This is a genomic window from Nisaea sp., from assembly GCF_039990255.1.
Lineage (GTDB): Bacteria > Pseudomonadota > Alphaproteobacteria > Thalassobaculales > Thalassobaculaceae > Nisaea.
Genome location: NZ_JBDXGG010000004.1, coordinates 51,784 through 77,740 on the forward strand (window position 1 = coordinate 51,784; position 25,957 = coordinate 77,740).

The 25,957-nt window shown below is 56.7% G+C and carries 18 protein-coding genes; 4 read left to right on the top strand and 14 right to left on the bottom strand.

Annotated elements, in window-relative coordinates; all coding sequences use genetic code 11:
* Positions 1-34 precede the first annotated feature (34 nt).
* From ABJ076_RS00870 to ABJ076_RS00930, 13 genes are all read right to left on the bottom strand, one after another.
* Entirely contained in the window at positions 35-1,258 is a 1,224-nt protein-coding gene (locus tag ABJ076_RS00870; protein ID WP_348188357.1) for a TIGR04372 family glycosyltransferase, read from the bottom strand.
* 74 nt (positions 1,259-1,332) lie between these two features.
* Complete coding sequence (gene metH, locus ABJ076_RS00875) at positions 1,333-4,005, bottom strand: methionine synthase (protein WP_348188359.1); 2,673 nt, start codon at positions 4,003-4,005, stop codon at positions 1,333-1,335.
* The gene (locus ABJ076_RS00880) at positions 4,002-5,066 is read right to left on the bottom strand and encodes a homocysteine S-methyltransferase family protein (RefSeq protein ID WP_348188361.1); all 1,065 of its coding nucleotides are present in this window, start codon (positions 5,064-5,066) and stop codon (positions 4,002-4,004) included. The genes metH and ABJ076_RS00880 overlap by 4 nt, the downstream gene beginning before the upstream one ends.
* Positions 5,063-5,932: a homocysteine S-methyltransferase family protein gene (locus ABJ076_RS00885; RefSeq protein WP_348188363.1), complete on the bottom strand. Its 870-nt coding sequence runs from the start codon at positions 5,930-5,932 to the stop codon at positions 5,063-5,065. Before ABJ076_RS00885 ends, ABJ076_RS00880 begins: the two co-directional genes overlap by 4 nt.
* On the bottom strand, positions 5,929-6,795 hold the full coding sequence (gene metF, locus ABJ076_RS00890; RefSeq protein WP_348188365.1) for a methylenetetrahydrofolate reductase [NAD(P)H]: 867 nt from the start codon (positions 6,793-6,795) through the stop codon (positions 5,929-5,931). Before metF ends, ABJ076_RS00885 begins: the two co-directional genes overlap by 4 nt.
* On the bottom strand, positions 6,795-7,757 hold the full coding sequence (locus ABJ076_RS00895; protein ID WP_348188367.1) for a metalloregulator ArsR/SmtB family transcription factor: 963 nt from the start codon (positions 7,755-7,757) through the stop codon (positions 6,795-6,797). Before ABJ076_RS00895 ends, metF begins: the two co-directional genes overlap by 1 nt.
* A gap of 234 nt (positions 7,758-7,991) precedes the next feature.
* Complete coding sequence (locus ABJ076_RS00900) at positions 7,992-9,173, bottom strand: nucleotide disphospho-sugar-binding domain-containing protein (RefSeq protein WP_348188369.1); 1,182 nt, start codon at positions 9,171-9,173, stop codon at positions 7,992-7,994.
* On the bottom strand, positions 9,173-10,981 hold the full coding sequence (locus ABJ076_RS00905) for a tetratricopeptide repeat protein (protein ID WP_348188371.1): 1,809 nt from the start codon (positions 10,979-10,981) through the stop codon (positions 9,173-9,175). Before ABJ076_RS00905 ends, ABJ076_RS00900 begins: the two co-directional genes overlap by 1 nt.
* A complete protein-coding gene (locus tag ABJ076_RS00910; RefSeq protein ID WP_348198638.1) occupies positions 10,978-12,465 on the bottom strand; it encodes a glycosyltransferase family 4 protein in 1,488 nt (495 codons plus the stop codon). Before ABJ076_RS00910 ends, ABJ076_RS00905 begins: the two co-directional genes overlap by 4 nt.
* A 337-nt stretch (positions 12,466-12,802) precedes the next feature.
* Positions 12,803-14,116 (bottom strand): glycosyltransferase family 4 protein, encoded by a 1,314-nt coding sequence (locus ABJ076_RS00915; RefSeq protein WP_348188375.1) that lies wholly within the window; start codon positions 14,114-14,116, stop codon positions 12,803-12,805.
* Between the two features lie 286 nt (positions 14,117-14,402).
* Positions 14,403-15,521 (bottom strand): ABC transporter ATP-binding protein, encoded by a 1,119-nt coding sequence (locus ABJ076_RS00920; protein ID WP_348202574.1) that lies wholly within the window; start codon positions 15,519-15,521, stop codon positions 14,403-14,405.
* Positions 15,522-15,535: 14 nt separating this feature from the next.
* Positions 15,536-16,357, bottom strand: coding sequence for an ABC transporter permease (locus ABJ076_RS00925; RefSeq protein ID WP_348188379.1), 822 nt, complete (start codon positions 16,355-16,357; stop codon positions 15,536-15,538).
* 259 nt (positions 16,358-16,616) lie between these two features.
* Positions 16,617-18,341, bottom strand: a complete 1,725-nt coding sequence (locus ABJ076_RS00930; protein WP_348188381.1) for a hypothetical protein — start codon at positions 18,339-18,341, stop codon at positions 16,617-16,619.
* 194 nt (positions 18,342-18,535) lie between these two features.
* Between ABJ076_RS00930 and ABJ076_RS00935 the strand changes: the two genes are divergently transcribed.
* From ABJ076_RS00935 to ABJ076_RS00950, 4 genes are all read left to right on the top strand, one after another.
* Positions 18,536-19,309, top strand: coding sequence for a SapC family protein (locus ABJ076_RS00935; RefSeq protein ID WP_348188383.1), 774 nt, complete (start codon positions 18,536-18,538; stop codon positions 19,307-19,309).
* Between the two features lie 129 nt (positions 19,310-19,438).
* A complete protein-coding gene (locus ABJ076_RS00940; RefSeq protein ID WP_348188385.1) occupies positions 19,439-20,035 on the top strand; it encodes a hypothetical protein in 597 nt (198 codons plus the stop codon).
* Positions 20,036-20,078: 43 nt separating this feature from the next.
* Positions 20,079-23,153, top strand: a complete 3,075-nt coding sequence (locus ABJ076_RS00945) for a glycosyltransferase (protein ID WP_348188387.1) — start codon at positions 20,079-20,081, stop codon at positions 23,151-23,153.
* Positions 23,154-23,157: 4 nt separating this feature from the next.
* Positions 23,158-24,240 (top strand): methyltransferase domain-containing protein, encoded by a 1,083-nt coding sequence (locus ABJ076_RS00950; RefSeq protein WP_348188389.1) that lies wholly within the window; start codon positions 23,158-23,160, stop codon positions 24,238-24,240.
* Between the two features lie 128 nt (positions 24,241-24,368).
* On the opposite strand, the gene ABJ076_RS00955 is transcribed toward ABJ076_RS00950, so the two are convergent.
* Positions 24,369-25,925 carry an O-linked N-acetylglucosamine transferase gene (locus ABJ076_RS00955; protein WP_348188391.1) on the bottom strand — a complete coding sequence of 519 codons (1,557 nt, stop codon included), beginning with the start codon at positions 25,923-25,925 and terminating at the stop codon, positions 24,369-24,371.
* Positions 25,926-25,957 lie beyond the last annotated feature (32 nt).

Genomic DNA, 25,957 nt, shown 5'->3' on the forward strand with positions numbered 1-25,957 from the left:
GCCATCACCTAAAACGTCACGGGTTTCCTCGTCATCACATCAGAAATCTTGGATTGAGTTCCAGATAAGCAGAACACAAACGCTGGTGCCATCGCAACGGAGTGGAGCCCTGCGTTGCAGTACCGCGGACGTTTTCGTCGAACTCGGCTGTGATTTGCAGAAACCTATTCTGCAGTTCCAAATCCGGCTCTATCTGTTCCTCAATGAACCTGATCATTTCTTTAACCCCTGCGAGGACTTCCTCTCCGCTGTTGCTTTCAACCCGAAGGCCTTCGGCTTCGAGTGCCCCGGTAGTGGCAATCCCCTTAAGGTTGGCGTACCCCATTTCTCGATACGAGAGCCGCCCACCATCATCCCGCACATAATGGGTGAAAATTGACAACTCGTGAGGCAGGAACCCCCAGGACGAGACTGGATAAGCATTGGTGAGCAGGAACGGCTTGCCCAACGCCTGGAACATCGAGAAGGGTCCCGATTGAGTGCAAATGCCAAACGCAGCACCACCAATCAACCCGAAATCAAGCACTCGATCATGTGCTTCGTGCCGCATGGCTTCTATATAATTCGGATCGGTAAGGTCGAGTGCGGGACTCGCGACATCTCCGATCCGGACGACAGCGTATCCGTTGTCGAGCAGAAACCTCACTCCCTCGCGATAGGCTTCGATAGGCGTAAATCTGAACGAGTGATAGTCCATTTCCGGTGCGTAACCAGCATCGCGAACATGCAGCACCACGTAGGGTCGTGACGGATCTTCTATTGAGCTCGTGAGAAATCTCTTCGCTGCTTCACGCACGTGTTCCGGCGCGGAGAAAAACCGATGCGGCAGACCATTCGCCAATTGCTTGGTGAATTCCTTATAGAGCGTCTGCGGAGACCTCAGATAAAGATCGTAGTTACCGAGCCCAAAAGCTCCGGCGTCAATGAACCCCATTGTCGTCAGAACGATGTCGTCGGTCTCGACAACCGTAAACTCTGATTTCAGATACTCAAAAACCGCCGTATTGGCCGCCTGCTCGCCAGGGCCGGTGACAATCACAATCTCGTCGTAGCGCTCTCGGAACATCGTGTTCAAGCACCACGGCTCCGCTATCAAGTGACCCAAACGGCTCTGCTGGGCGAGCACATAGACAAGGTAGCGTTTGTCGCTATTAAGGCGCGCGTTGAGTAGCTCGACGAGCCGGCCAACATGTATTTTCAAACGTTCAGGATCGGCCAGTTCCTCACGGAACACTCTATCCCTCGGTGTTTCCTCCAAGACCAGCCTCCGGCTCTTGCACGAACATAGCTCCAGAACCTAACCCGTCTGAAGAGAGACGGGAATCCCTGAAGCTACGCAGCTACAGCCTTTGGGTCATAGTCGAGGTTGGAGGCCAGCCAGCGCTCGACTTCCTGCACTGAAGCTCCCTTGCGCACGGCATAGTCGGCAACTTGATCACGGCCGATCCGGCCAAGGCCGAAATAGCGCGATTCAGGATGCGAGAAATAGAGCCCAGAGACGGAGGAAGCCGGCCACATGGCATTGTTTTCGGTCAGCGACACACCGGTAACCGATTCAGCGTCCAGCAGGCGGAACAGTTCGGGCTTTTCCGTATGGTCCGGACAAGCCGGATAACCCGGCGCCGGACGGATACCCCGATAGTCCTCGGCGATGAGCTGCTCGTTGCTCAGGGTCTCGCCAGGAGCATAGCCCCAGAATTCGGTCCGCACCCGCTCATGCATGCGCTCGGCAAAGGCCTCGGCCAACCGGTCGCCGATCACTTTCATCAGGATCGCGTCATAATCCTCGTGCTCGGCTTCAAGAAGCTTCGCCCGCGTGTCGAACTCCTTACCAGCCGTCACCACGAAGCCACCGATGTAATCGGCCACACCGGTATCCTGCGGCGCGATGAAATCAGACAGCGCCAGATTAGCCCGGTCCGCGCGGCTGTGAATACGCTGCTGACGCAGCGTATGCAGCACGCTTCGACGCTCGGCGCGGCTATCGTCGCTGAACAATACGATATCGTCCTTGTCCGCAGCGGCCGGCCAGAAGCCGACAACCGCACGAGCCCGGACCCAGCCCTCGGAGATCATCCGGTCGAGCATGCGGCGCCCGTCATCATAGAGTGACCGCGCCGTCTCCCCGACTTTGGGATCATCCAAGATGTCCGGGAACCTGCCATGCAGCTCCCAAGCCTGGAAGAATGGCTTCCAGTCGATCCGGTCGGCCAATTCGGTGAGATCGTAATTATCGAAGACCTTGGTTCCAAGGAAAGACGGCTTCGGCGGTTGATAGGAGCTCCAGTCGATCTGGGTCGCGTTCTCCCGCGCCTCTTCTAGCTTTAGGCGTTTCGCCCCGCTGTTGCCGCGAGCGTGATGTGCCCGGATCTTTTCGTATTCGTTCGAGACTTCACCAGCGAAATTCTGGCTGTTGCTGGCCGAGAACAGATTCCCAGTCACACCAACCGCCCGCGATGCATCGGTGACATAGACCACCGGCCCGTCATAATTCGGGGAAATCTTGACGGCGGTATGCACTTTGCTCGTAGTCGCGCCGCCGATCAGCAGCGGCAATGTCATGCCTTCCCGCTTCATCTCCGAAGCAACATAAGCCATCTCTTCCAGGCTCGGCGTGATCAGGCCGGACAGACCGATAGCGTCAACCTTCTCCGCCTTGGCGGTTTCCAGAATCTTGGCCGACGGCACCATGACGCCGAGATCGATGACCTCGTAATTGTTACACTGGAGGACGACACCGACGATGTTCTTGCCGATATCGTGAACGTCGCCTTTGACGGTCGCCATCAGGATTTTGCCGTTCGACCGGGCCTTGCCGTCCGCCGCCTGCTCCATGTAAGGCAGCAGGATCGCGACCGCCTTCTTCATCACCCGCGCGCTCTTGACCACCTGTGGCAGGAACATCTTGCCCGCCCCGAACAGATCGCCGACGACATTCATGCCGGCCATCAGCGGGCCTTCGATCACGTCCAGCGGGCGGCCGAGTGAAAGCCGCGCCTCCTCGACATCCTCGTCGATAAAGTCGGTGATACCGTGCACCAGGGCATAAGAGAGCCGGCCCGACACATCCTGTTCGCGCCAGGTGAGATCCGCTTCCTTCGCCTTGGCCTGGCCGCGGAAATTCTCGGCAACTTCCAGCAGGCGCTCGGTGGCGTCCTCGCGGCGGTTGAGAACCACATCCTCGGCCCGCTCACGCAGATCTTCGGGGATATCCTCATAAACCGGAAGAGCACCCGCATTGACGATCGCCATGTCCATGCCCGCCTTGATGGCATGGAACAGAAAGACGGCATGGATCGCTTCGCGGACGGAATTGTTCCCCCGGAAGGAGAAGGAGAGGTTCGAAAGGCCGCCGGAAACATGCGCGCCCGGAAGCTCTGTCCGAATTCGTCGCGTTGCCTCGATGAAGGCCCGACCGTAATCGTTATGCTCCTCGATCCCCGTCGCTACGGCAAAGATATTAGGGTCGAAAATAATGTCCTCGGGGGCGAAACCGACAGTCCCGACAAGAAGATCGTAGGACCGCTTGCAGATCTCGAACTTGCGGTCGGCGGTATCCGCCTGCCCTTCCTCGTCAAAAGCCATGACGACGACGGCGGCGCCATAGCGCCGGACCAGCCGAGCCTGCCGCAGGAACGGCTCTTCACCCTCCTTAAGGCTGATGGAATTCACCACCGATTTGCCCTGAACGCATTTAAGGCCTGCCTCGATGATCTCCCATTTCGAGCTGTCGATCATCACCGGAACCTTCGAGATATCCGGCTCGGACGCGATCATGTTCAGAAAGCGGATCATCGCCGCTTTCGAATCCAGCATCGCCTCGTCCATGTTGATATCGATGATCTGGGCGCCGCTCTCGACCTGCTGGCGGGCAACGTCCAGCGCCGTTTCATAGTCGCCTTCAAGGATCAGCCGCTTGAAGCGGGCGGAGCCGGTAACGTTTGTACGCTCGCCGATGTTGACGAAGCGGGCGCCGGTTTCGGTCACTACTGTTTCATCACTCATGCCGGCACCTCGAACGGCTCAAGGCCGGAAAGCCGCATACGTCGCGGCGGATTTGGAATGTCACGGGGCGGTATGTCCATCACAGCCTCCGCAATGGCCCGGATATGATCCGGCGTGGTGCCACAGCAACCGCCGACGATATTGACCAACCCGTCGCTGGCCCAAGCGCCAATCTCGCTGCCGGTCTCTTCGGGGGTTTCGTCATAGCCGCCAAAAGCATTCGGCAGACCGGCATTCGGATAAGCACTGACGCGAGTCTCGGCGACGCGGGAAAGCTCCGCCAGGAAACCGCGGAGCTGATGTGCCCCCAGGGCGCAATTCAGCCCGACGCTAATTGGCTTGGCGTGGCGCACCGAGTTCCAGAAAGCTTCAGGTGTCTGGCCCGAGAGTGTGCGGCCGGAAAGATCGGTGATTGTGCCGGAGATCATTAGCGGCAACCGGATACCGGTCTCTTCCGCCAGCTCGTCGATACCGAAGAGAGCCGCCTTCGCATTCAACGTGTCAAAAATGGTTTCCACCAGCAGCAGATCGGCACCGCCCTCGATCAAACCGCGTGCGGCTTCCTTGTAGGCTCCGGCCAACTCGTCGAAGCTCGTGTTCCGGAAAGCCGGATCGTTGACGTCCGGGGAGATGGACGCGGTCCGGTTGGTAGGGCCAAGCGCACCGGCAACAAGACAGATCCGGCCCGGCTCATCTTCCTCGGCTTGGTCTGCGGCTTTCCGTGCAAGCCGTGCGCCCTCGAAGTTCAGGTCATAAACCAGATCCTCGGCGGCATAATCCGCTTGGGCGATTGTGGTCGCGCTGAACGTATTGGTCTCGACGATGTCGGCACCGGCCTCGAAATATGCTTGATGGATTTCCTCGACGATTTCCGGTCGGGTCAGGTTCAGTATATCGTTATTCCCGCGCAGGTCGGAGCCATGCCCCGCCAAGCGCTCACCGCGATAGCCGGCTTCGTCCAGGTTATAGCCCTGCACCATTGTACCCATGGCACCATCCATCACGAAGATGCGCTCGCCGAGCAGGGTCTCGAAAGCTTTGATCCGGTCTTCCCGATTCATTTTCTTTTCCGTCTCCGGACCAGCGTCGTGGCCCCCAGGCTTGTTTTGATAATGCGGCGAAGATCGCGCGGAGAGGAGGACGGCAGATAGGCGAGACGCCCGCCCAGCAACGGGTCCTCACACAGCGTCCGCACCGTAATGGCATCAGCAGCCGGACTGAGAGCCACGGCCCCTTTCCAGTACGGCAACACGTGCTCCAGCAGTGCCGGGGCAGTTTCGGGAATATCGCCGGGATTCACACCGATCGCCGCAACCTGCATGGTCGCGGCAAGCGTGGCCGCCTGGGCGAGGTCTTCATGGATCTGGTCACGGTCAAACTTGCCAGGATGCAATGCAGGGCGAAGTAAAAGCATCAGGGGAACCTTCTGCTTTGCCTCCGTCATGCCCCAGCGCGCCCCGTTAATCGCCGCCGCGACATGCGCGGGACGGGCCGCGACATCAATCAGCACCGCATCGACACCACCGGCAACTTGCGCGGAGACAAGGCAGCGCGCGGCGGATTCGATTTCGTCCTCCGTCATGAAGCCCGTGACCGGAACCCTCGCCGGCAAGCGGACATCGCCGATCACCAGCACCTGATGGGCCGCTTCGTCCGCCACCGTCCGGGCCAGCTCGGCGCCGAGATAGCTGACGGCGAAAGCCTCGTCGAACATGCGGAAACTTCGCAGAAGCTGCGGAGCAGCGCCGCCGGAATTGGTGAAAAGCACCTCTGCGCCCGCTTTCACGAAACGCCGATGCACCTTCATGACCAGCTTCGGTCGCTCAATATTCAGCGCCTCGACACAGCCGCTCTTGCCGACCCATCGCGCAAGCTGCGAGGCCGGCGCCGGAGCAGCGTGCGGGATGCGCTCTCCCACTCCCGTCATGCGGCCTCCGACAGGTTCGGCCGCATGCCGAGCAGATGGCAGGTCGCGAAGGTCAGCGACGGCACATTGAGGGTGTAGAAATGGAAGTCAGACACACCTTCCTCGATCAACCGGTGGCAGAGATCAGCAGCGGTACTTGCCGCAACCAGCTCGCGCGTCTCCGGATCCTCGTCCAGCCCCTCGAACCGCTCAAACAGCCAATCCGGAACAGACGCGCCACAGCGCTTGCTGAAGTTCACCATCCGTCCAAAGTTCGTGATCGGCATGATGCCCGGTACCAGCGGTGCATCGATACCAGCCGCTGCGACCTTGTCACGAAAGCGCAGGAACAGATCAACATCGAAGAAATACTGGGTGATCGCACGGTTCGCGCCATTATCGATTTTTGCCTTGAGGTTGGCGATATCCGCCACCTCTGACGCAGAGTCCGGATGTGCTTCCGGATAGGCCGCGACGGAAATATCGAAATCACCGATCTTGCGCAGGCCGGAGACCAGATCCGCCGCATTCGCATACCCATTCGGGTGCGGCTGATAGCGACCTGAGTCCTGAGGCGGGTCGCCACGCAGTGCGACCAGCCGGGTGATACCCGCCTCAAGCCAGCCTTTGGCAATGCCGTCGACCTCAGCCTTGTCGGCACCAACACAGGTCAGGTGCGCGGCGGGCTCCATACGCCCGTCGCTCTTCAGTTTCTGCACCACTTTCAGAGTTCGTTCCCGCGTGGTTCCGCCAGCCCCATAGGTAACCGAGGCAAAGGCCGGGCCGAGGGGGGCAAGCTTTTCGACCGTGTTCCAGAGGCGCGCCTCGGCAGCTTCGTTGGAGGGCGGGAAAAATTCAAAACTGACAGAAAGATTATCGGTCATCAGAGCGCCTCCGCCACAAGATCGTTGGCAATTTCAATCCGGCTCTTACCGGTCCAGATACACACTGTGAGGTCTCCACCGTCGATCCTCTCGACGTCCTGAATTTCAAGGCCGGCCTTTGCGAACAACCGCTCCACATCGGCATCGGAAAACCCGAGCCAGCGATGGGCATGGCGTTCCCGCAAGTCCGCGAGGTCATGAGAGGCAAAATCGACCAGCACCAAACGGCCGCCGGGGCGCAAAACCCGCGCTGCCTCGCGCACCATGTCCGCCGGACTGTCGGCGTAATGCATCAGCATGTTTGCCGTGACGGCATCGAACCGGTGCGCAGGGAATGGCAGGCGATACATGTCCGCATGCCGGACCTGACAGTTCCGCAGCACTTCCTGATCGAGATAGCTGCGGGCAATTGCCAGCATCTCGCGGGAATTATCGACACCGACCGCAGCCCGGACATCCTCACCGACAAGGCGCAAGACGCGGCCCGTACCGGTGCCTATATCCAGAAGATCGCGCACCGGCGCGCTGAGGATGCGGCGTTTCAGACGGGCATCGACGCTCTCGTCATCAATATGCTGACCGCGCATATCCTCCCAGTTCTGGGCATTGCGTCGGAAATACTCCTCAGCCACCTGGGCGCGTTGCAGCTTGATTTCGTCCAGCCGCTCCAGATCGACGGAGATGACATCGTCATCATCCGGCGTCAGGTCGACCAGCATGCGGGCGAGATCCGACACATCGCTGTCCTCGCTCATCCGGTAGAAGGCCCGGCTGCCTTCCTGATGGCGTTCCAGCAGATTGGCCTCGACCATCAGCTTCAGATGACGAGAGACCCGAGGCTGGCTTTGCCCCAGAACCTGCACCAGCTCCGTCACGGACAACTCCGCATGCGCACACAGCATCAGGATGCGCAATCGCGTCGGCTCGGAGACGGCTCGGAGGCCCTGTAACAAAGTTTCCATCGGGTCAGTTAACCAGTTCGGTTAAACACAATCATATAAAGATGTCTTTATGTTTTTATATCTCTAAATTTCAGGAGTCAAGTCGAACCGATTTCGCAGACGGGTTTGCCGGTCGGCAAAAGAACACCGGGTGCGCGACCAGATATCGCGACCAAGAGCGGGCGGGTTTGGCGACGTGCGGGGGCTATCGAGCGAATTGTCGGTGGTCAGGTCTTGACCGGAAGATCTTTGTCTTCAGCGTGCGTTTAATACTGCCAAGACATAGTCCGTGATCCGGGTATACAGATTGAATGGCCCTCGGCGCTCAAGGTCCGCCGCTGCGATCCTGGCATTCTCGGCAAACCGTTCCTCAGTGAGGGTGGCCGTGATCGCCTGCGCTATATGCTCGGGCTGGAACCTGTTGCCGCTTTTCATCGCGGTGGCAGCGCCGGTCTTGCCGAGATATTCACTGTTCTTTTGCTGTTCGAAATGGCGTGGCACGATGCATTGCGGTCGGCCGATCGCCATCACCTGCTCCAACGTCCCGATGCCGCCATGATGGATAACAACCCGGGCACGTTCCACCGCCTGTTCTATCGGGCGGGGCGCGTTGTGTATCGTCAATCCGCGATCGCGCCACCGGCTTCTGATCTCATCGTTCGCATCGCGTAGATAGATTTCGCCGCTCCAGTTCGACCGGGCCAGAGCCTCCAGAGCTTTCGGCGTTCCCGCATAACCATTGGAGAGATAAGCGAAATAGTCCTGCTCCGGCTGCCTGCTGGCAGCTGCAGGCAGCGGCTGTAGCGGGGAAGTCTCCGTGTCCACACGGTGTTTCTGATAGGGGTCCAATTCAGGAACCGTCACGACGAAATTGCGGGCACCATGCATCAGCGCGGGAACCCGGTCAGGAAGTGCCTTGCCGCGACGGCGCTGTACCTCATGTACGGTTTCCAACAGACGTTCCGGGTCGACCCGGTTTGGCGCATCCTTGAACGTCCGGAACTCCGACCAGTTTCCCGGCGGCAGCGTGAACCAGTCCCCTATCGGTACCACTGGCCTCTCGCCAAAAGCGGCGAGCCCCGCCGTCGGCGAATAATCTGCAATCACAAGGTCGGGGTCGAAACTGTCGATGATCGCAGCCCACCCATCGGTTAGAGCGGTCAGTTTGTCCGGCTCGATATAACCGACAGTCGCCAGGACGTCCCCGATGGACGCGATCACTTTACCCCGTACATCCGGCGGCGCGTATGGCGTCACAAACGGGGCCTGGAAAACTCTGTGTCCCTCACGCACGATCATTGAATGCGTGACGACCAGATTGCGAACAGCAAAGGCACACTCGACGCCGCGAACCCTCAGGGCGTTCGCTATCGGCAGCAATCGGCTGACATGACCAAGCCCGTCACCCAGCTCCCAGGCAAACAGGACTTTCTTCATCAGGAGGTCTTCGCTTTTCGCATTTCGTTAAGCGCGACGCCGATCTTCTCAATGACACCCGGCCAGTCACCCGGTTTGGCCTGCCGGAACAGGCGCGCGGACGGATACCAAGGGCTGTCGTCGCGATGCTGCAGCCAGCGCCAGTCCGGGTTGTGAGACAGCAGCACAAAGACCGGGCAGCCCATACCGCCGACAAGATGGGCGACCGACGTGCAGGTGGTCACGGTCACGTCGAGCTGGCGGACGATGGAGACCGTGTCGGCGAATGATTTGATATCCCGGCTCAACGGAATGAGCGAGGGTGGAGCGTCGGCAAGATCGGCTTCTCGGGGTCCCTTCTGCAGGCTGTAGCACTGCACGCCATCGAGCCCGAAAAGCGGTTCATAATACTCGACCTTCGAAGACCGGATATCATCCCCGGGGAAGGCCGGGTTACCGCCCCAGACCACGCCTACATTCAGTTTGGCCGGATCAAGGTCCGGAACAGGAAAGCGGTCCGGGGAGATCGAATTGATGTAAGGCGCTTTTGGCAGGTCTTCGGTTGTCTTTACACCCAGGAGCTTCGGCAGAGACAATTGTGCGATGTGGCAATCGAAGTCCGGCTCCTTCCCGGGCCGCCGCGGGACCAGCTCAACCATGTCCTTGTAATAGGCATAAACGTCGAGAATCTCGTCATGCGCTTCGAGAAGAACACGGCCTTTCTTGGCGCCCGCCTGCGCCCGTTTGATAGCCTCCGGCACGAAACGGAGAAACTGAAGGGCATCGCCGATGCCTTGCTCAGACACAACCAATAGCGTTCGACCTTCAAGCGGAGAACCATCCCATTCCGGCTGGGTTACATCTCGCTTCTTGGTCGGGAATGACTCCGTCTCCCAGCGCCATTCATACTCGTCGAACCCCTCGCCGAGCTGGCCGTCCGCCAGCAAGGCGAGTGCCAGGTTCCAATGGAATGTCGCTTCCCCCGGTCGGCAGGCCACAGCACGGCGGAATGCCGTGATCGACGGCTTCAGGTTAGCCGCCTCTTTCTCCAAATTTCCAAGATTGTAGTAGCCACCAGCATTCTCCGGCTCGGCCAACAGCGCCCGCTTGAGAGTTTGCGCACCTTTCCGGAACTGCAAACTGTGGCGGTATGCTGACCCCAAATTTGAGTAGGCCGGGGAGTAATCCGGCTCGAGCCGGGTGACCGTTTCATAAACGACCGCCGCCCCGTTGTAATTCTTGACACGATACCGGGCATTCCCCAACTCCAGAAGGGACTCCCGAAGCTTCGGATCGAATTCACAGGCCCGACGGAGAACGCGGAGCGCGCGGTCTTTTTCACCTATTTCGTAATAGAAAATGCCAAGATCGCGCATGGCAGGCACAAATCTGGGCTTCAGATTTACAGCCGCCTCATAATGCGTCCGCGCCGCCGGAATCACGCCTTTGCGATAGCAAAAGCCCGCCGCAGCGTACCGTATTTCCGCGTCGCTCGGCGTAGTCTTGAGAGCAACCCGCAGCACAGTTTCAAAAAATGCGTCATCACCTATCTGCCGCCCTAACTCAACAGCAATCCGGTTAAAGACCAGATCGCCAACAACAGACATTTCCAGGCCTTTTTCAAGATATTGACGCGCCGCTTTCGGATTCTTCTGCGCCCATGCCGCTTTGGCTTCCACGCCCATCAATATGGCGGTCTGCCCAGCCTCCTTAAGCAAATCCGCAGTCGCCTTTTGGGCTTCATCAAACTTGCCTTCAGCAATATGCTTGAGAGCGGTTTTAGCACCTCTGAAGAGTTTCGAACGGGTGCGAAGATCGATTGGTTTCATTGTTCACTCAATTTGATGAGGCCGAACTTGGCCAACCAAGGCAACGTACGGTGCAGTGCAGACAATCCCCGGCCATCGATCCATTGCTCGATCTCTCCGACAGTGACAACTCCGCGTTCTGACACTCTGTCGAGCAACGCAGCCACCTGCTTTCTCGGAAGCATGTGTTCTTGTGAAAAGGTACAGAACCCGTGACTGAGAATTGTCTGGAAATCCGCTTCCCCCTTGCCGCCTCCAACGGCGACAACAGTTTCGGCCCCGAGAACAAAACTCGGATGCGGAGCAAAAACATCGAAAGGATCCGGATAGAACGGACTGGCCGTTTCGTTAGGCTGGCGCGGCGCGACTTCCGGGGCCTTTGCGCGAATGTCCCTCAGCTCCAGCCAAAGATCCTCGTAAGACCGGATGATAACGGACCAGTCGTAATGCGTCCTGGCACGGGCGCGGCCCGCCTCGCCCATCCTTGCACGCAACTCTGGATCTTCCGCCAATCGGACCAAAGCGTCCGCCGCCGCATCGAGGTCACAGGACGTCATCATGCAAGCGCGCCCGATGAAGCGGTCATAGTTGTCCCGGCCGGTCTGGTAGCGGACAGCCAGATCGACGCCATGGCCCGCTGCCGGAGTTACAGTCGGAACCCTGAAGCCCGTCTCGCCATCGATGATCGTATCCTTGTAGCCGTCCCAGTCGCTAACAACCGCCGGCAATCCCGCCGCCATCGCTTCGATTGGCGTCAAACCAAAGGTTTCCTGAATATTGTCTGAAAGAGAGAGGAAAACATCGGCACCCTGCCAAGAAGCCCCCACAAGCTCGTCGTCCTCACCATCGACAAAATGGACGGATGCTGTCTTCGCGAACTGCTCCGCCCCCTCTTTGTACATTGCCATGATTCGATCGTTCGGCGCCTGCCCCGCCATGACGAGATGAACCTTCCGCCCCGGCATCCGTCTTGCCGCCTGTTCCGCTGCGAGATACATCGGCACGGGATGCGCCTTGGCATGGAAGGTGAATCGGCCAAGGAAAAGGATAACGAAATCCTCCGCAGCAGCGCCAATCCTCTCCCGCATCATCTGCCGGGCAGCATCGTTCGCTGCATACCGGTCACCATCCACGCCGAGAGGAATGACCGGCAGTTTCAATGCCGCTTCGATCTGCATCCCGGACCGGCGGCCAAGATATTCAGCGTAGTTCTCCAGTGTGCGCATCACCACGTCGCGCGCGACATGCGATGTACAGACGAGCGCGTCCCATGGCTGGAGCGGTAACAGAAGGTAATTCGACAGGCTGGCAATAATCCGGTCGGACGACAGCGTGTGGGTCACGCCACAGAGGCTGTAAGCGCGCTGGCTCCCAGCTCGGCGTTCCCATGCAACCTCATCGAACGAGGGGCCGGCGACCATCAGACATTCTGCCGAGGGCCCGGCCCGCAGCATCGAGTCCACCCCTTTGACCGGCCTGTTGTTCGGGTCACGCTGCCGCGCCATCGCAGCAAACTCGGCTGCGTGATTGTCATTCCTCGTAACGCTTACGAGCTGATCCGCGCGGCCATGCTGGAACATCCCTGTCAGGAAGCCTGCCCCTGCGGAGTGTCGCCCCTTGAGGCGGGGACGGTCCGCCCGGTAGGCGTCAGGATGGTATTGAATTGCGCATACGGGTACTGGCGACACTTGGAACCTGCCGAACTCGAAAAGAGTCAAAACCAAACATAAAAATCATTGCGTTCATAGAGGACGGCGCGACAGATCGGGAGGACCGGTGCGAAATGCGGTCCGGCGCGCGCCTTGAGCGCAGAACGTTCTGCCTCGGCGATGCGGATCTGCCTCACCTGCCCAGCTCTGACCATAGTGTCAGATCACTCGTGCGCGTCACATCCCACCCCAAGGCCTTAGAGATATCGGCTGGAATGGTGTCAGTCGGGCGGGGTGATTCACCGAGACCAAGTTTCTCGACCATTTCCTTTTGTTGCGGGAGGCATACGCGCGTGAGATCGTAGCGCTCAACCACGGTCTTGCGCGCAGCCTTGCGCACGCGATCGAGCTTCTTCCCTTTCGCGAGCGCGCCGACAACAGCCGTCGCGAGCGCGTCCGCATCGCCATACTCGACCAGAATGCCGTTCTTTCCGTTCCGAACAACCTCACGTACGGGAGCCGTGTCACTCGCCACCACGACACATTCCTTCGCCATGGCCTCAAGCATCGACCAGGACAGGACGAAAGGGTAGGTCATGTAGATATGCGCCCGGGAGATCGACAGCATCCGGCCGAATTCCTCATACGGTAGGCGCCCCAGAAAATGAAGCCGCGAAGTATCGAGCGACCGATGCGGGATCAGGGCATCTTTCCAGCTTTCGGCATAGCCCGGACCGTTCCCATAACTTACGTCTTCGCCTCCGGTGATCAGAACGTGAGCGTTCGGCCTGCCATTCAGAATTTTCTCAAGAGACCGGGCGACCACATCGAAACCGCGATAGGGCTCAAGGTTGCGCGCCACATAGGTTACCACTTCATCCTTGGCAGTAAGGCGGCGTCCGTCGGCGAGGTCGATATAGGCATCCGGGTCCCTGACGCAGGCATCCGTGTCTATCCCGTCATGCACTACCGTCATGTTTTCCCGAAAAGCCTTCGGGTGCGTGGACCACTGCCAATAGGTCGGGACATACCCCCAGTCGGACGCCGCCATGCTCAACAGCATGTGGGCGTTTCTGGTCCGGGTCCGGCAGTCACGGTCGATATTCGATTTCTTGTCCACAAAATCGGTATCGGTGCCATGCGCCCGATAGAAAAACTCATTGAAGCCCAAAAGCCGAGCCTCCGGAAAAACGTCTTTCAGGAACATGGCCTCGCCCCATCCTGTATGGGCACAGATGACATCCGGCTCGAAGCCGGATTCCTGTAGCTTGACGCAAGCCTTCGCCACTCCCTGAGCATGCAGAATCTGATCCTCGTAACGATCAAAATACCGGTGCGGTGGCTGCCCGGCCTGGCGATGCAGATCGTACTCGACCTTGCGAACCCCAGGGAGGCCAGGCTTGCGCGGCTTTGTCAGGAAAACGACTTCATGCCCATCACTCGCAAGAGCCGGCGCCAGATGCTTGAATTGACCGGGCATATTCTGATGAACGAACAGAACTTTCATTGGCGCAGAACCTTAAGTTCACAGGAGATAGAATACCATGAACACTCTATCTTCACGCGTTGATGGATGCCTTAAAAACCTTGACGCAAGGGCAGTGCCAAGCAAGCGTCCACATACAGATTTTATCTTGTTAAAGTGCCGGCGCTGGAACCAAGGCTACGTTGAGCATCCGATGCATTTTGACCGGCTTGCAATCTCTTGCGCAAAATCCCGGCCGTCAATTCTTCCGTGCCGCCGAAAGATGATAGCAGCCAGAAGATGGTGAACCGGGACTTTTACCCGCGCGTTACGCGAGATCTGGATACAAACGTCGCGCCTCGTTGGGAGTAATGAGAGGGCAATCCTGGGCAGGAACAAAGTTTTCAGGGTATTTCAAGTTTCGAGCAGGTTTCCATTCCTGGGCGGGCCTAAATGTTTCCAGGAACGGCGCTATCTCTTCGATCCGCTCCGCTGCGGACAACCCGTCATGGGCGGCAAGAGCACGCTGAAAGACAGTGTCATTCGCAAATGCTTCGATTGTGATCCCGCGTCCCGGTGAACGCCCTTCAAAAATGCCGTACCGGATGAAATGCATCCATGGCGCCATTCCTGGCTCCGACATAGCTTCCTGCAGGTCTGGATACATGTCGATATACTGCTCTATATCGAAAAAATGGCTCGTTCCGAAAAAATGATAATGATGGAACACGTCCTCAACCGAGCCGACGGCCAAGACTTGACCTTGACCAAGCAAGATCGCCTTGTTGCATGTGGCACGAATTAGTTCCTCAGAGTGCGAGGCCAAAACCATAATGCTCGAACCGCGGATAAAATCGTCCAGCCGTGCCTTGGCCCGCTCAACGAATTGTGTATCCCCAACGCCGATCCATTCGTCCATCAAGATGATCTCGGGCTCGATCTCAGTCGCGATGGCAAATGCCAATCGCAACAGCATGCCGCTCGAATATGTTCGTAGCGGCATATCCAGGTAATTACCCAGCTCGGTGAACTCTGCGATGTCATCGACCCGGGCCTCTATTTGGGCTTTTGACAGTCCGAGGAACAATCCACGCAGAATAATGTTTTCGTAGCCCGAAGATTCGAGATCAAAGCCCAGTGAAATATCGAACAGCGGCGCGATGCGTCCCTCGCATCTGATATGCCCGCTCGTTGGCGTATAAACGCCAGCAAGGACCCGCAGCAGCGTCGTTTTACCGGCGCCGTTATGGCCAACCAGACCAACACGGTCACCTTTCTCAAACGTGATCGAAACCTCATCCAGCGCCCGAACACTTGTTCCGCGCTTCTTGCCTTTGGATAGGCGTCCCCCGATGACCTTGTCCAAGAGGCCGAGCCGAACCGAACGGGCAGAGGCATTGAAAATCGGAAAATCAACGCTGACATTATCAAGCTGTATGCTGGCCATTTTCTACAATCCTGTCAGAGCCAGTAGACAAGCTGGCGCTTCATCACGCCCAGCGTCGGTATAACAATAGCCCACCCGACGACAGCAATTCCGATCAGAACCAGCCATGTTTCCACCGGCACCGCGCCGCCCATCAATGGCGCTCGGACACTCTCTACAAAATGAAAAAACGGATTGAAAAACAGGATGAATTTCTTGTCGGGGATAAGAACGGGATTCCAGATTATCGGCGTCACGAAGAAGCTCAATTGAACAATACTGCCGATAATAGGGTTAAGGTCCCGAAACCGCGCGCAGAGCAGCCCCAAGAGCAATGCGACCCAAATGCCGTTTAGGATCAAAATCGCAAGCCCCGCCAGAACGAACAGACTGCTCCAATCAACAGGGACATCGAAAATAACAATGACGGCAAGAATAACGACCGCGTTGTGCAGGAACGTCAAAAAATTCCGCCATAGAACTCTGTAAACATGCAGTGATAGAGGTAAATTTACCTGCTTGATAACCCCTTCAGCGCCGATAAAAACAGTGCAGCCATCCAGCAGGATACCGGAAATCATCTGCCACAGAACAAAACCTATGGTCAAAAAAGGCAAGTATGTATTGATATCCATCTTAAAGAGGCTGGCATACAAAAACCCGAGGGCCGCAATCATCACGGCCATGCTGATCGTAAGCCAGAGCGGTCCAAGTATTGAACGGCGGTAGCGCTGCAGGATGTCCGTCCAACCGAGACGGCCCCAGAGCGGGAACATGTTCAAGCCGTCAATAATGTCAGCCCACGCGGATGTTAAAACTGAGCGTGAATTGTCAATTATATGCTTAGTGTCCGACACCGGTTTTCCTTAATAGAACGCCTTGTTCGGGTTGTAGGGGTATACCCCCCCGGACTGTCAAGTTTTATCCGGGGAATCGGCAACGTCGGGTTTACCCCGAAAAGAACCGATTATTTTCAGAGACATGTGACGAGATCCGGTTTGCGGAACTTGAGAGTGTCAGGGTATCTCGACCTGAGTGCTCTTTCTGTCGCCACATCAAAGCCCTGCCTGACGATGGGCCGGGGATCAGCTGTAGATAATGAGCAATCAAGATCATTCAGCGCACGATCGCCGATATTTCTCGCCTCACGGTCTCTTCGAAAGCTCTTACAGCCTCAGTATCTTTATAAAGTCGATCCCGTCGCTCGAGCACACGCTCCCGCAGAGCGGTCCGCAATTCCACGTCGCTCCCCATACGCACGGCAATGCGAACATAGTCAGCCTCATCGACAGCGATCAGATCATCAATCTCCATCAATTTCAGCATCGCCATTGTGTGGCGGCCTCTCATAAACCGCCCAGGTAAGGTGACAGGTGGCAAACCTTGGGCCAAAGCCTCCAGTGTCGTGTTCCCACCCGACCAACCAATTGAGTCAAGAAAGACATCAGAGACGCTGCAAAGCCGAAGGAAATCCTGCCACTCCTGCCACGGGAGAAAAACCAGATGCTTGTCGGAGTCCAAACTCTCCGCCCTGAAAGCCGCCTCAATCCGCTGGCGAAATGCTTGGTTCACTTTGGAAAACTGGCGATGCTCGATAAAGACGAACCGGGCCTCCGGTACTTTTGCGGCGATGGCAGGGAACAGGTAGTCATACTGAGGCAGGTATTTCTGCTGCGCCTGGCAACAGAGATAGACGATTGCCTTCTCGGGTAAGCCAAATGCTGCACGGTTGCCAGAAGTTGCATGGGTCGGATGATAATAGATGCCAAGCCTCGGCAACCGGACCAACCGCTCCGAATAAAAAGCCTCACCACCCTCTGGCTCCATAGCATCCGAGGTCAGGAACACGTCCATGGTCGGCAGACCGGTTGTCACCGGATGTCCCCACGAAACCATCTGCAACGGCGCCAACCGGAAGGCCGCAAGGACGAAGCTGTTCTTGCCCATACCAAGATCGGGAAAGACCAGACAGTCCAGTTCATCGTTACGGATTGTCCGCGCCATGTCCTCAATCGATGCATTTCGGAGGTCTCGAAAGACGGACTGTTTAGCCAAGAGTTCTGAGGAGGCGTCGCGTGCGCCTCCAACCATATAACTGTGAATTTCTACACGCGAGGTATCCGCCTGAAGCACCCAATGGCCGAAAAGAAGCATGATTGTGTGAGAATAGAGGTGCTCGGATACCAAACCGATCTTGAGACGTCTTCCTTTTAACGGGGCTGGCGGGGGACAGGGGGCGGTAAGATCCAGAAACCTCTTCGCCACCGAGGCGTGAACAAACTTTCCCCAGGCTTCTTGTAACGGCCTGTCATCCTCGCATTGGTAGGCCAGCTGGAAATTGGTCATCAACAGGACCCCAGCGAGAGCTAATTCTGCCTGCTCCGGAGTTTCAAGCGGCGTGCCCGTCAGGCTATGCAAAGCTGCTGAGAAGCGTTCGCGCCAGTGCGAAATCTCCGCGTTGTCCTGATAGACCCGAGGCAGTAGTCGCCCGCCGATCCAACGGGCTCGGAGGTCTGATGGGTTCGAGATTAAGGCTGCATGATAGGCTTCATAGGCGGAGCGGGTATCGCCTGTATCCTCCATTGCATTTGCAAGAGCAGAGCGAGCCTGACCCACCGCTGGCTGCACTTCGAGTAAGTCCTTTAGAATCTCTATCGCTTCGGCTGCACGGTTAAGCGCTATTAGAGAAAGCCCCAATAGAAAGCGTGGCACCGTAGCCTCACGCGGCGTGGCATCGGTCAGCTTCCGCATCAGGACCTCGGCCTCAGCTGGCCGGTTTTGATTCAGTGCTTTCTCGGCAATCGCGATGGCTTGATCACTGGTTATTGTCTGTTGGCTCACTGATCGCCTGCCACTTGGAAACTGTCCGTCATTACACCACCAAATACATTCTGGATCCGGGTATTCTGATCCTGACGCTCAAAAACTCTAAACTCATTTTTCCATGGCAGCGTGTAAGGCAAATAACTAGATAAAAGCCCATCTTGGGGTATAAGCCTCTTGAATCCAGCGCTTGCGAACAGGAATGCCTTCCAATGTCATTGATTGCCTTGACCAGAACCGCTCACGAGAACAAGAGTTGGGCTCGTTACTCATCATATGAATTTGCGATGCAGCAAACGCTTGCTGCTCTGGTTGCCTCCGAATTGCCGAAGGCAGTAATGCATCTACCTGTAGCGTTCGCGCGAATCCAGGATCGGTTTCATCCCGTGGCCGTCCTGAGTTTCGAGGAAAACCGCAATCTCTTCGTTACCAAAGAAGGAAAATGGATTGGCGGATATATTCCAGCCGGTTTCCGCGCTTTTCCTTTTGCACTCGCCAACACCGAAAATGATGAGAAAATCCTTTGCTTTGAAGATAGTAGCGGACTGCTTGTCGATGGCGCCGAAGGGGAGCCCTTTTTCGACAGCGAAGGTAACCCATCCGCCTCCACCAAGCAGGTCCTAGATTTCCTGCAACAGGTTGATGCGGACAGGCAACGAACTGACGCCATGTGCGCAAGCCTTGGAAAACACGATGTGATCGAACCATGGCCAATCAACCTTAAAACAGGGGCCGGCGAGAAGAATGTTGAGGGGCTGTTTCGTATCAATGAAAACGCTCTGAACGACCTCCCTGACGAAGCCTTTCTTGAGATTCGCCGTTCTGGCGCCCTTGCCATGGCATACATGCAGTTGCTTTCAATGACCCATCTGCCGCTGATCGGGAAGCTTTACGAGGCTCACGCAGCCAACGAAGCCGCGCTCAAGAATCTCGGGAACGAGATTTTCCAGATGCCACAGAATGACGAGCTTAATTTTAACTTTTAGCAGCCGGCAGCTTCATATCTTGAAATGAGAACACAGTTCGCCCTGCGGCCTTAAACCTGCTGACGGCATGTCCTCGGAACGGGGTGAGATTATCCCGGTCACAGCACCCCACGAGAGGGATCAGATTTTATGCCAAGTGAACAGACATCGATCACATTTCCGTCCGCCTTGAAACTGGACCTGGGAATCAATCCGACAGAAGATCGACTGGTCATGGTGGCTCATACAGCGGCAAACGGTGTCAGAGCCATGCTTCTGACCCGGCGTATGCTTGTTGTTCTGATGGACCATTATGGCAACATCCTCAAGCAAACGAGTCCGGCAGCCAAAGCGCAGCTAAAGCATCAGAACGAAATTCTCCAGATGGAGCATATTGGCGCGCTCTTCTCCGACAAAACCGCAAGCACATCCGCCCCGATTGAACAGCAATCGCCAGCCTCAAATGCGTTGCATCCGGAGACCATTCATCTTGTGACCGAAGTCACCATGCAGATGAACGACGATCACCTCTTAATCGGGTTTTCCGGTCAGCGTCAGAACACAGCCAACGGCAATGAAGCTGAAGTGACGCCGGTGGCCGCAGTCAACCTAGACCGTACCAACGCACATAAAGTGCTGGCCCTGTTGAACGACAAGGCCAGAGAAGCTGGATGGGGACTGGACAATCTATATCCCTGGCTGAACAATTCCCAACTCGTAACCTCGGAACAAAAGCCAGCCAACTAAGTTGGCCATCAAGGAAACACTTTCGCGAAAGCCCGATGCCCCAATGAAAAAACCTACCGACGACACCACTCTTTCGCGGAAGAACGACGAACTATATGACGCGTCGTACTACGAAAATTACAATGGCGAATCATACGGTCACACTGAGCACTGGACTTCGTTTTTTAACGGTATTGCTGACAATATCGTTCGCAGCATTCAGCCCAAAACGGTTCTTGAGGTTGGCTGCGCTTACGGCCTTTTAGTTGCAGGTCTCCGAGATCGTGGCGTTGATGCATTCGGCATGGATGTCTCTCAGCATGCTGTTTCTCAAGGGCGCCCGGACATTCGGAAATATCTGTCAGAAGCCTCTATTCTGAAGCCCCTTGATCGCCATTACGACTTAATCGTCACCATCGAGGTCATAGAGCACATCCAGGAAGAGGATTGCGATCTAGCCATTAAAAACATGTGCGACGCTGCCGACAGCGTTTTGCTTGCAACGACCCCGGATGGTTTTGATGACCCGACGCATTTCAATGTGAATGCGCCCTTCTACTGGATTAAGAAATTTTCGAAATTCGGTTTTGAGCCGGATGTCAGGCACGACGCCGGCTACATCACACCCTATGCGATGCTATTCCGGCGGAAGGATTCGATCTCGCTCGAGGATGTGCACGCGCTTTTCGGTGAAAAGAAGCTCCTGGATCTCAGTTTTTCGCGCGTTACGCATGAGAAAAATCTGCTGAATCGAGATTTGATCAACAAATCCAACGAGGTGGACAGCCTAAAGAAGGAGGTTTCCAAGCAAGCTGCGACGATTTCCGACAAGAAAAACCACATCAAAAACCTCGAAGCCACCATAGATGAGCTGCGACACGAAAACATAAATCTCGACCACGCTTATCGATCGTCAACATCATGGCGCATCACAGCACCCATCCGGTATGGCGCCCGTCTCCTGCAAGCCTTTTTCCCGCTATTCCCGAAGACCATTGCGGAAGCAAAAGGCGAAACGACTGTCTTGCTGGATTCGGGAAAATTCACCAAATGGGCGCTGATCGAGCTTGAAGACACAAAGAACTCTGATTGCCATCTGGCTCTTACGGCGGACACGAGATCAGGAAATCAGCGATTATCGCTCCTCAGATTATCTCCGCATGACCGTAATGTTTGGCTGGCCCGGGCACAGAGGGGCGCAAGAGGACATTCCTTAAGAGTTCTCAGGGGCGCGCCCTCCTCCATCAACGTGCTGCAGATCAGTGCACTCTCCGCATGGCGGACAATCATCCTCGATCGATGGCAGCGCGGTCAGGGCCTCACATCGGCCTTACGGTTCGCGCGCAATACTGTGCGCTCGCTTACACGCCGGGGCCTCGGGGCAACTCTCAACGAGTTCTGGCCTAACGCATCTGAGCCGCATCAGGATTATGATGATTGGGTGCTGCGCCATGACACACCTGAACAGCATAAATCCATAGCGTCATGGGTCGCGGATCTCGATTACCAGCCACTGGTCTCGATTATTCTGCCGACATACAACGCCAATCTCGATTGGCTGTCTCAAGCAATCGCATCGGTAACCAGTCAATCCTACGGCAATTGGGAATTGTGTATCGCTGACGATGCCTCAACGGATTCCGCCATTCGCTCGTGGCTCGACTCCATCGAGAAGGACGACCGGATAAAGATCACCTTTCGACCGGAGAACGGCCATATCTCCGCGGCAAGCAATTCGGCTCTTGCCCTTGCGACAGGTGAGTTCGTCACTTTTCTGGACCACGATGACCAGTTGCACCCCCATGCTCTCGCGGCCGTTGTCGCGCAGCTGAACAAGGCGCCCGACCTCGATCTTGTCTACACGGACGAAGACAAGATTGACGAAAACGGAAACCGGTTCAGCCCTAACTTCAAATCCGACTGGAATCCTGACCTTCTTCTGTCACAGAACTATATTTGCCATCTGGCCGTCTATCGGCGCGCGCTCGTGGAAAAAGTCGGCGGACTGAGAGAGGGGTATGAAGGCGCCCAAGACTATGACCTCGCGCTGCGGGTTTCTGAGAACACCACGCGGATCGCTCATATCCCCAATATTCTCTATCATTGGCGCGCAGTCAGTGGGTCTACGGCACTGGCGGCAGGCGAAAAAGACTATGCTCATGAACGGTCAAAGCAGGTTGTTGCCGACGCTCTTGAACGTCGAAGCGTCGACGCGGAAGTCCTGGAAACAGGGATCGGTGCGTACCATCGCGTTCGCTACGCCCTCCCAGGCACGCCTCCCCGGGTCACTGTGATCATCCCGACAAGAGACCAGGTCCAGTTGATGGAAACCTGCATCGGCGGCCTGCTCAACGACACCGACTACCCGGACCTGGAAATCCTCATCGTCGACAATGACAGCCAGTTGTCTGAAACGCGCGCTTTCTTCGACAGGGTCAGGAGCGACACAGTGCGCATCCTCGACTATCCGGGGGCGTTCAACTATGCGGCCATCAATAATTTCGCGGCAAAACAGGCAACCGGTGAGGTTCTGGTTCTGCTCAATAACGATATCGAGGTGATCCACCCCGACTGGCTAAGCGAACTCGTCTCCCATGCGCTGCGTCCCGGCATCGGAGCCGTTGGTGCCCGCCTTTATTATCCGGATGATCACGTTCAGCATGACGGCATCATCGTCGGCATGGGGGGTGTTGCAGGATATGCCCACCCGAGGCTCGAACGATCCGCCTCCGGCGCGTTCGGCGGGAGCCGTATTATCCGGAATTATTCCGCTGTGACAGCGGCCGTCCTCGCCATACGCAAAGAGATTTTCGAGGAAGTTGGCGGTCTGGACGAGATCAACCTGGCGATCGCCTTCAACGATGTGGATTTCTGCCTGCGTATCCAGGAGGCCGGTTACCGCAATCTCTACACGCCGTTCGCGGAGCTCTATCATCACGAGTCTGTCTCGCGGGGGCACGATACGACGCCCGAGAAAGCAGCACGGTTCGAGCGGGAAGCCCTGTATATGAAAGAGCGATGGGCTGCCCTTATTGAGAACGACCCCTGTTACAACCCCAACCTCTCCTTGATGCGCGGCTTCTCGCTCGAGCTGGAGCGGGGGAACGCATGGCCATGGCAACAGAAAAAAGAGGGCTGAAACCATGACGGAGTCGCGCCGGGCATTTCTTCATGAACTCGTGGACATCGACGGACGCACCGGGCTTGAAATCGGGCCGCTGGACCGACCTCTTGTCGAACCGGCCGTCGAGGGCAAAGAGCGTAAGATCTCTTATCTTGATCACCTCTCCACCGAGGGTCTGCGCCAGAAATACGGAGCGGACGAGTCGGTCGACACCGACAAGATCGTCGAGGTCGATTTCATCTGCCCGGATGGCGACATCCTGAAAGCCGTCGGCGACCAGACGTTCGACTATATCGTCGCCTCTCACGTCGTGGAGCATGTGCCGAACCCGATTCAGTGGCTCAAGGACCTGTTCCAGATCCTCAATCCCGGCGGCATGCTGTTCCTCGTCGTCCCGGACAAGCGGTTCACGTTCGATATCCAGCGTCCCCTCACAACTTTCGGGCAGATGGTCGAGGCCTATCTGAACAAGCGCTCCATCCCCCCGGTCTCTGCGGTATATGACCAGTTTTCCAGTGCGATGAGTGTCGATGGCGGCGGGGTCTGGGCCGGGTCGATGAACAGTGAGAACGTTCTTCCCATGGGAACCAGCACGGACGCCTGGGCAGCGGCTCAGGATGTCCATGCGAACCAGGCCTATTATGACGTGCATGTCAGCATCTTCACCCCCTGGAGCTTCTTCGAGGTGATCCGGAAACTGATCCAGAACGGTATTCTGTACTGTCAGGTTGGCGGTTTCTCGGACACACTGCCCGGCCAGATCGAATTCATGGTCGGTCTGAAAAAACCAGAGGCCGTGACGGACGCACGCGCTGACACCTGTATCGCCAGCATCCCCAGACTGCCCTTTGAAAGCTTCATGGCGCCGTATATGCAGCAGGTCCATTCTCTGAGCGAATCCTACCACAAACTAACGGCCACCCTCACCGAGACGAATGAATTACTGCACAAGGCCAATTTCTCCCTTGCCCAGGAACGCGAGCGCAGCGAGCACATACATGATCTGCTGCGCAAGGCGAACGCCGAAAAAGAAGCCATTTTCCGCAGCCGAAGCCTACGGCTAGCCCGTAGACTATCGCGCTACCTGAATTTTTGGCGGTGACGACCGCGTGGCCCGGATCGGCTGGCCCTTCAGACGATCCGGAGAAGTTACGGAGTATTGGAAAGCCGCAGTGGGTTATGCGCCGTTATCAAGATGACCGGGTCGAAAGTGTAAAACTGCTTTAAGACTCAACGAACCTCGTCTGTGCCAGCTTCGACCCGCGTGTAAAGCTCACTCAATGATTTTTCCAATTCTCTTGTAAACCCATCTACGTCACCAAACCGGGAAACCTGCATGCGCTGACGCAAGGTGCTGCGGAGGTGCTTCAGTTGCGCTCTATCTTCAGCCAGTTCCAGCGCTATGCGACTGTAGTCATCTACATCTTTAGCCACCAATCCCGACAAACCGATCTGATGTAAAAAGGCTGTCGTCTGCCTACTGACGACGCGGCTCTGCGGCCATGTGATCACGGGCACTCCCATCCACAACGCTTCACAACTTGTGAGACCACCCGTGAAAGGGAAGGGATCGAGTGCGATATCAATATCGCCATACTCCTCGAGCATATCGACGTGAAAACTCGGGCCTCTGAGGTCAATACGACTTTCGGAAACTCCATGATTGGTGAACTTGGCCAGCACCTCTTGTTTATAGAGTTCGTCGTTGAAGGTGCGCCATTTAAGCACCAATCGGGAATTGGCAACGCTACTCAGAATCCTGGCCCACAGGTCAATGACCCCGGCATTGAGCTTTGCGGTGTTATTGAAGCTGCCAAAGGTGATGTGGCCGTTCCGAATGAACGCCCCCGGTACAACCTCCGGCATCCAGGGCACCGGAGTATAACAGAGGCGCTGAGGCAACCGAATGATCGGCTCAACGAAGTTCTTTTCGGTCCCCGCTGGCGCATGCCATTCATCCAGAAGAACCGCATCCATGTAAGGTAAGCCAGTCGTGGCGAAATAACCGAGCCACGAAACCATCACTGGTGCAGGCCTATGTGCAAACATAGTGAGCCGTGAACCGGAAGTGTGGCCGGAGAGATCAACCAGAACATCGATTTTGTCTGCGCGAATGAGGTCGGCCAGGGCTGTGTCATCCAAAGCAGCCACATTACGAAACCTGCAACAGGCAGAAACGGCCTCTGTGACCCAGTCTTTGATGTGACCGGCGCTGTAGGCAAAGACATTCACGTGCACGGGGTCATGTGCTTTGATCACGTCTTTCACGAACAAACCGACTGTGTGCTGGCAAAAGTCGGCTGACACGTAACCGACGCGCAAGGGTCGACCCTGATACGGCTGTCGCGGCGGACGTTTACGCAGGCCGGCCGCTTGTGCGATGGACCAGTCACCCCATGCTCGGGCCGCAGCTATCCGATCTTCGTCCGGTACATCGGGATCGTATTCCAAACTGACGACAACATTTCGCTGAATTACCGGGTGGTTGGGTAGCGATTCCAGAAGTGAAATGTAGAGAGAGCGAGCCTCTTTGTGGTCTCCACAATCACGGCTCAGATTGGCGAGATTCACAACTGCTCGAAGGTCGCGGGGGGCAATCGCACGCGCCTGTTCAAAGCACTCTCGAGCGGATGAAACAAACCCGAAGCTGGAGAGGAGAGCGCCGACATCAAGAAGCGTTGTAAGGTCATTAGGGCGCCCTGCCGTAATCTCAGTGCAAAGAGCGAGAAACTCTGTGAAGCGGGCGGCTTGAGCGTGCGCTTGGGCTGTTTGCAGCAATGCGTCCATTGTTCACATCTCTCGTGCGTTGCTGTCCATGT

What these genes read in the sequence shown, in the direction of transcription:
- metH (WP_348188359.1), bottom strand. Translation starts at nt 4,005, where the DNA reads ATGAGTGATGAAACAGTAGTGACCGAAACCGGCGCCCGCTTCGTCAAC.
- ABJ076_RS00880 (WP_348188361.1), bottom strand. Translation starts at nt 5,066, where the DNA reads ATGAATCGGGAAGACCGGATCAAAGCTTTCGAGACCCTGCTCGGCGAG.
- ABJ076_RS00885 (WP_348188363.1), bottom strand. Translation starts at nt 5,932, where the DNA reads ATGACGGGAGTGGGAGAGCGCATCCCGCACGCTGCTCCGGCGCCGGCC.
- metF (WP_348188365.1), bottom strand. Translation starts at nt 6,795, where the DNA reads ATGACCGATAATCTTTCTGTCAGTTTTGAATTTTTCCCGCCCTCCAAC.
- ABJ076_RS00895 (WP_348188367.1), bottom strand. Translation starts at nt 7,757, where the DNA reads ATGGAAACTTTGTTACAGGGCCTCCGAGCCGTCTCCGAGCCGACGCGA.
- ABJ076_RS00900 (WP_348188369.1), bottom strand. Translation starts at nt 9,173, where the DNA reads ATGAAGAAAGTCCTGTTTGCCTGGGAGCTGGGTGACGGGCTTGGTCAT.
- ABJ076_RS00905 (WP_348188371.1), bottom strand. Translation starts at nt 10,981, where the DNA reads ATGAAACCAATCGATCTTCGCACCCGTTCGAAACTCTTCAGAGGTGCT.
- ABJ076_RS00910 (WP_348198638.1), bottom strand. Translation starts at nt 12,465, where the DNA reads ATGGCGCGGCAGCGTGACCCGAACAACAGGCCGGTCAAAGGGGTGGAC.
- ABJ076_RS00915 (WP_348188375.1), bottom strand. Translation starts at nt 14,116, where the DNA reads ATGAAAGTTCTGTTCGTTCATCAGAATATGCCCGGTCAATTCAAGCAT.
- ABJ076_RS00920 (WP_348202574.1), bottom strand. Translation starts at nt 15,521, where the DNA reads ATGGCCAGCATACAGCTTGATAATGTCAGCGTTGATTTTCCGATTTTC.
- ABJ076_RS00935 (WP_348188383.1), top strand. Translation starts at nt 18,536, where the DNA reads ATGTCATTGATTGCCTTGACCAGAACCGCTCACGAGAACAAGAGTTGG.
- ABJ076_RS00940 (WP_348188385.1), top strand. Translation starts at nt 19,439, where the DNA reads ATGCCAAGTGAACAGACATCGATCACATTTCCGTCCGCCTTGAAACTG.
- ABJ076_RS00945 (WP_348188387.1), top strand. Translation starts at nt 20,079, where the DNA reads ATGAAAAAACCTACCGACGACACCACTCTTTCGCGGAAGAACGACGAA.
- ABJ076_RS00950 (WP_348188389.1), top strand. Translation starts at nt 23,158, where the DNA reads ATGACGGAGTCGCGCCGGGCATTTCTTCATGAACTCGTGGACATCGAC.
- ABJ076_RS00955 (WP_348188391.1), bottom strand. Translation starts at nt 25,925, where the DNA reads ATGGACGCATTGCTGCAAACAGCCCAAGCGCACGCTCAAGCCGCCCGC.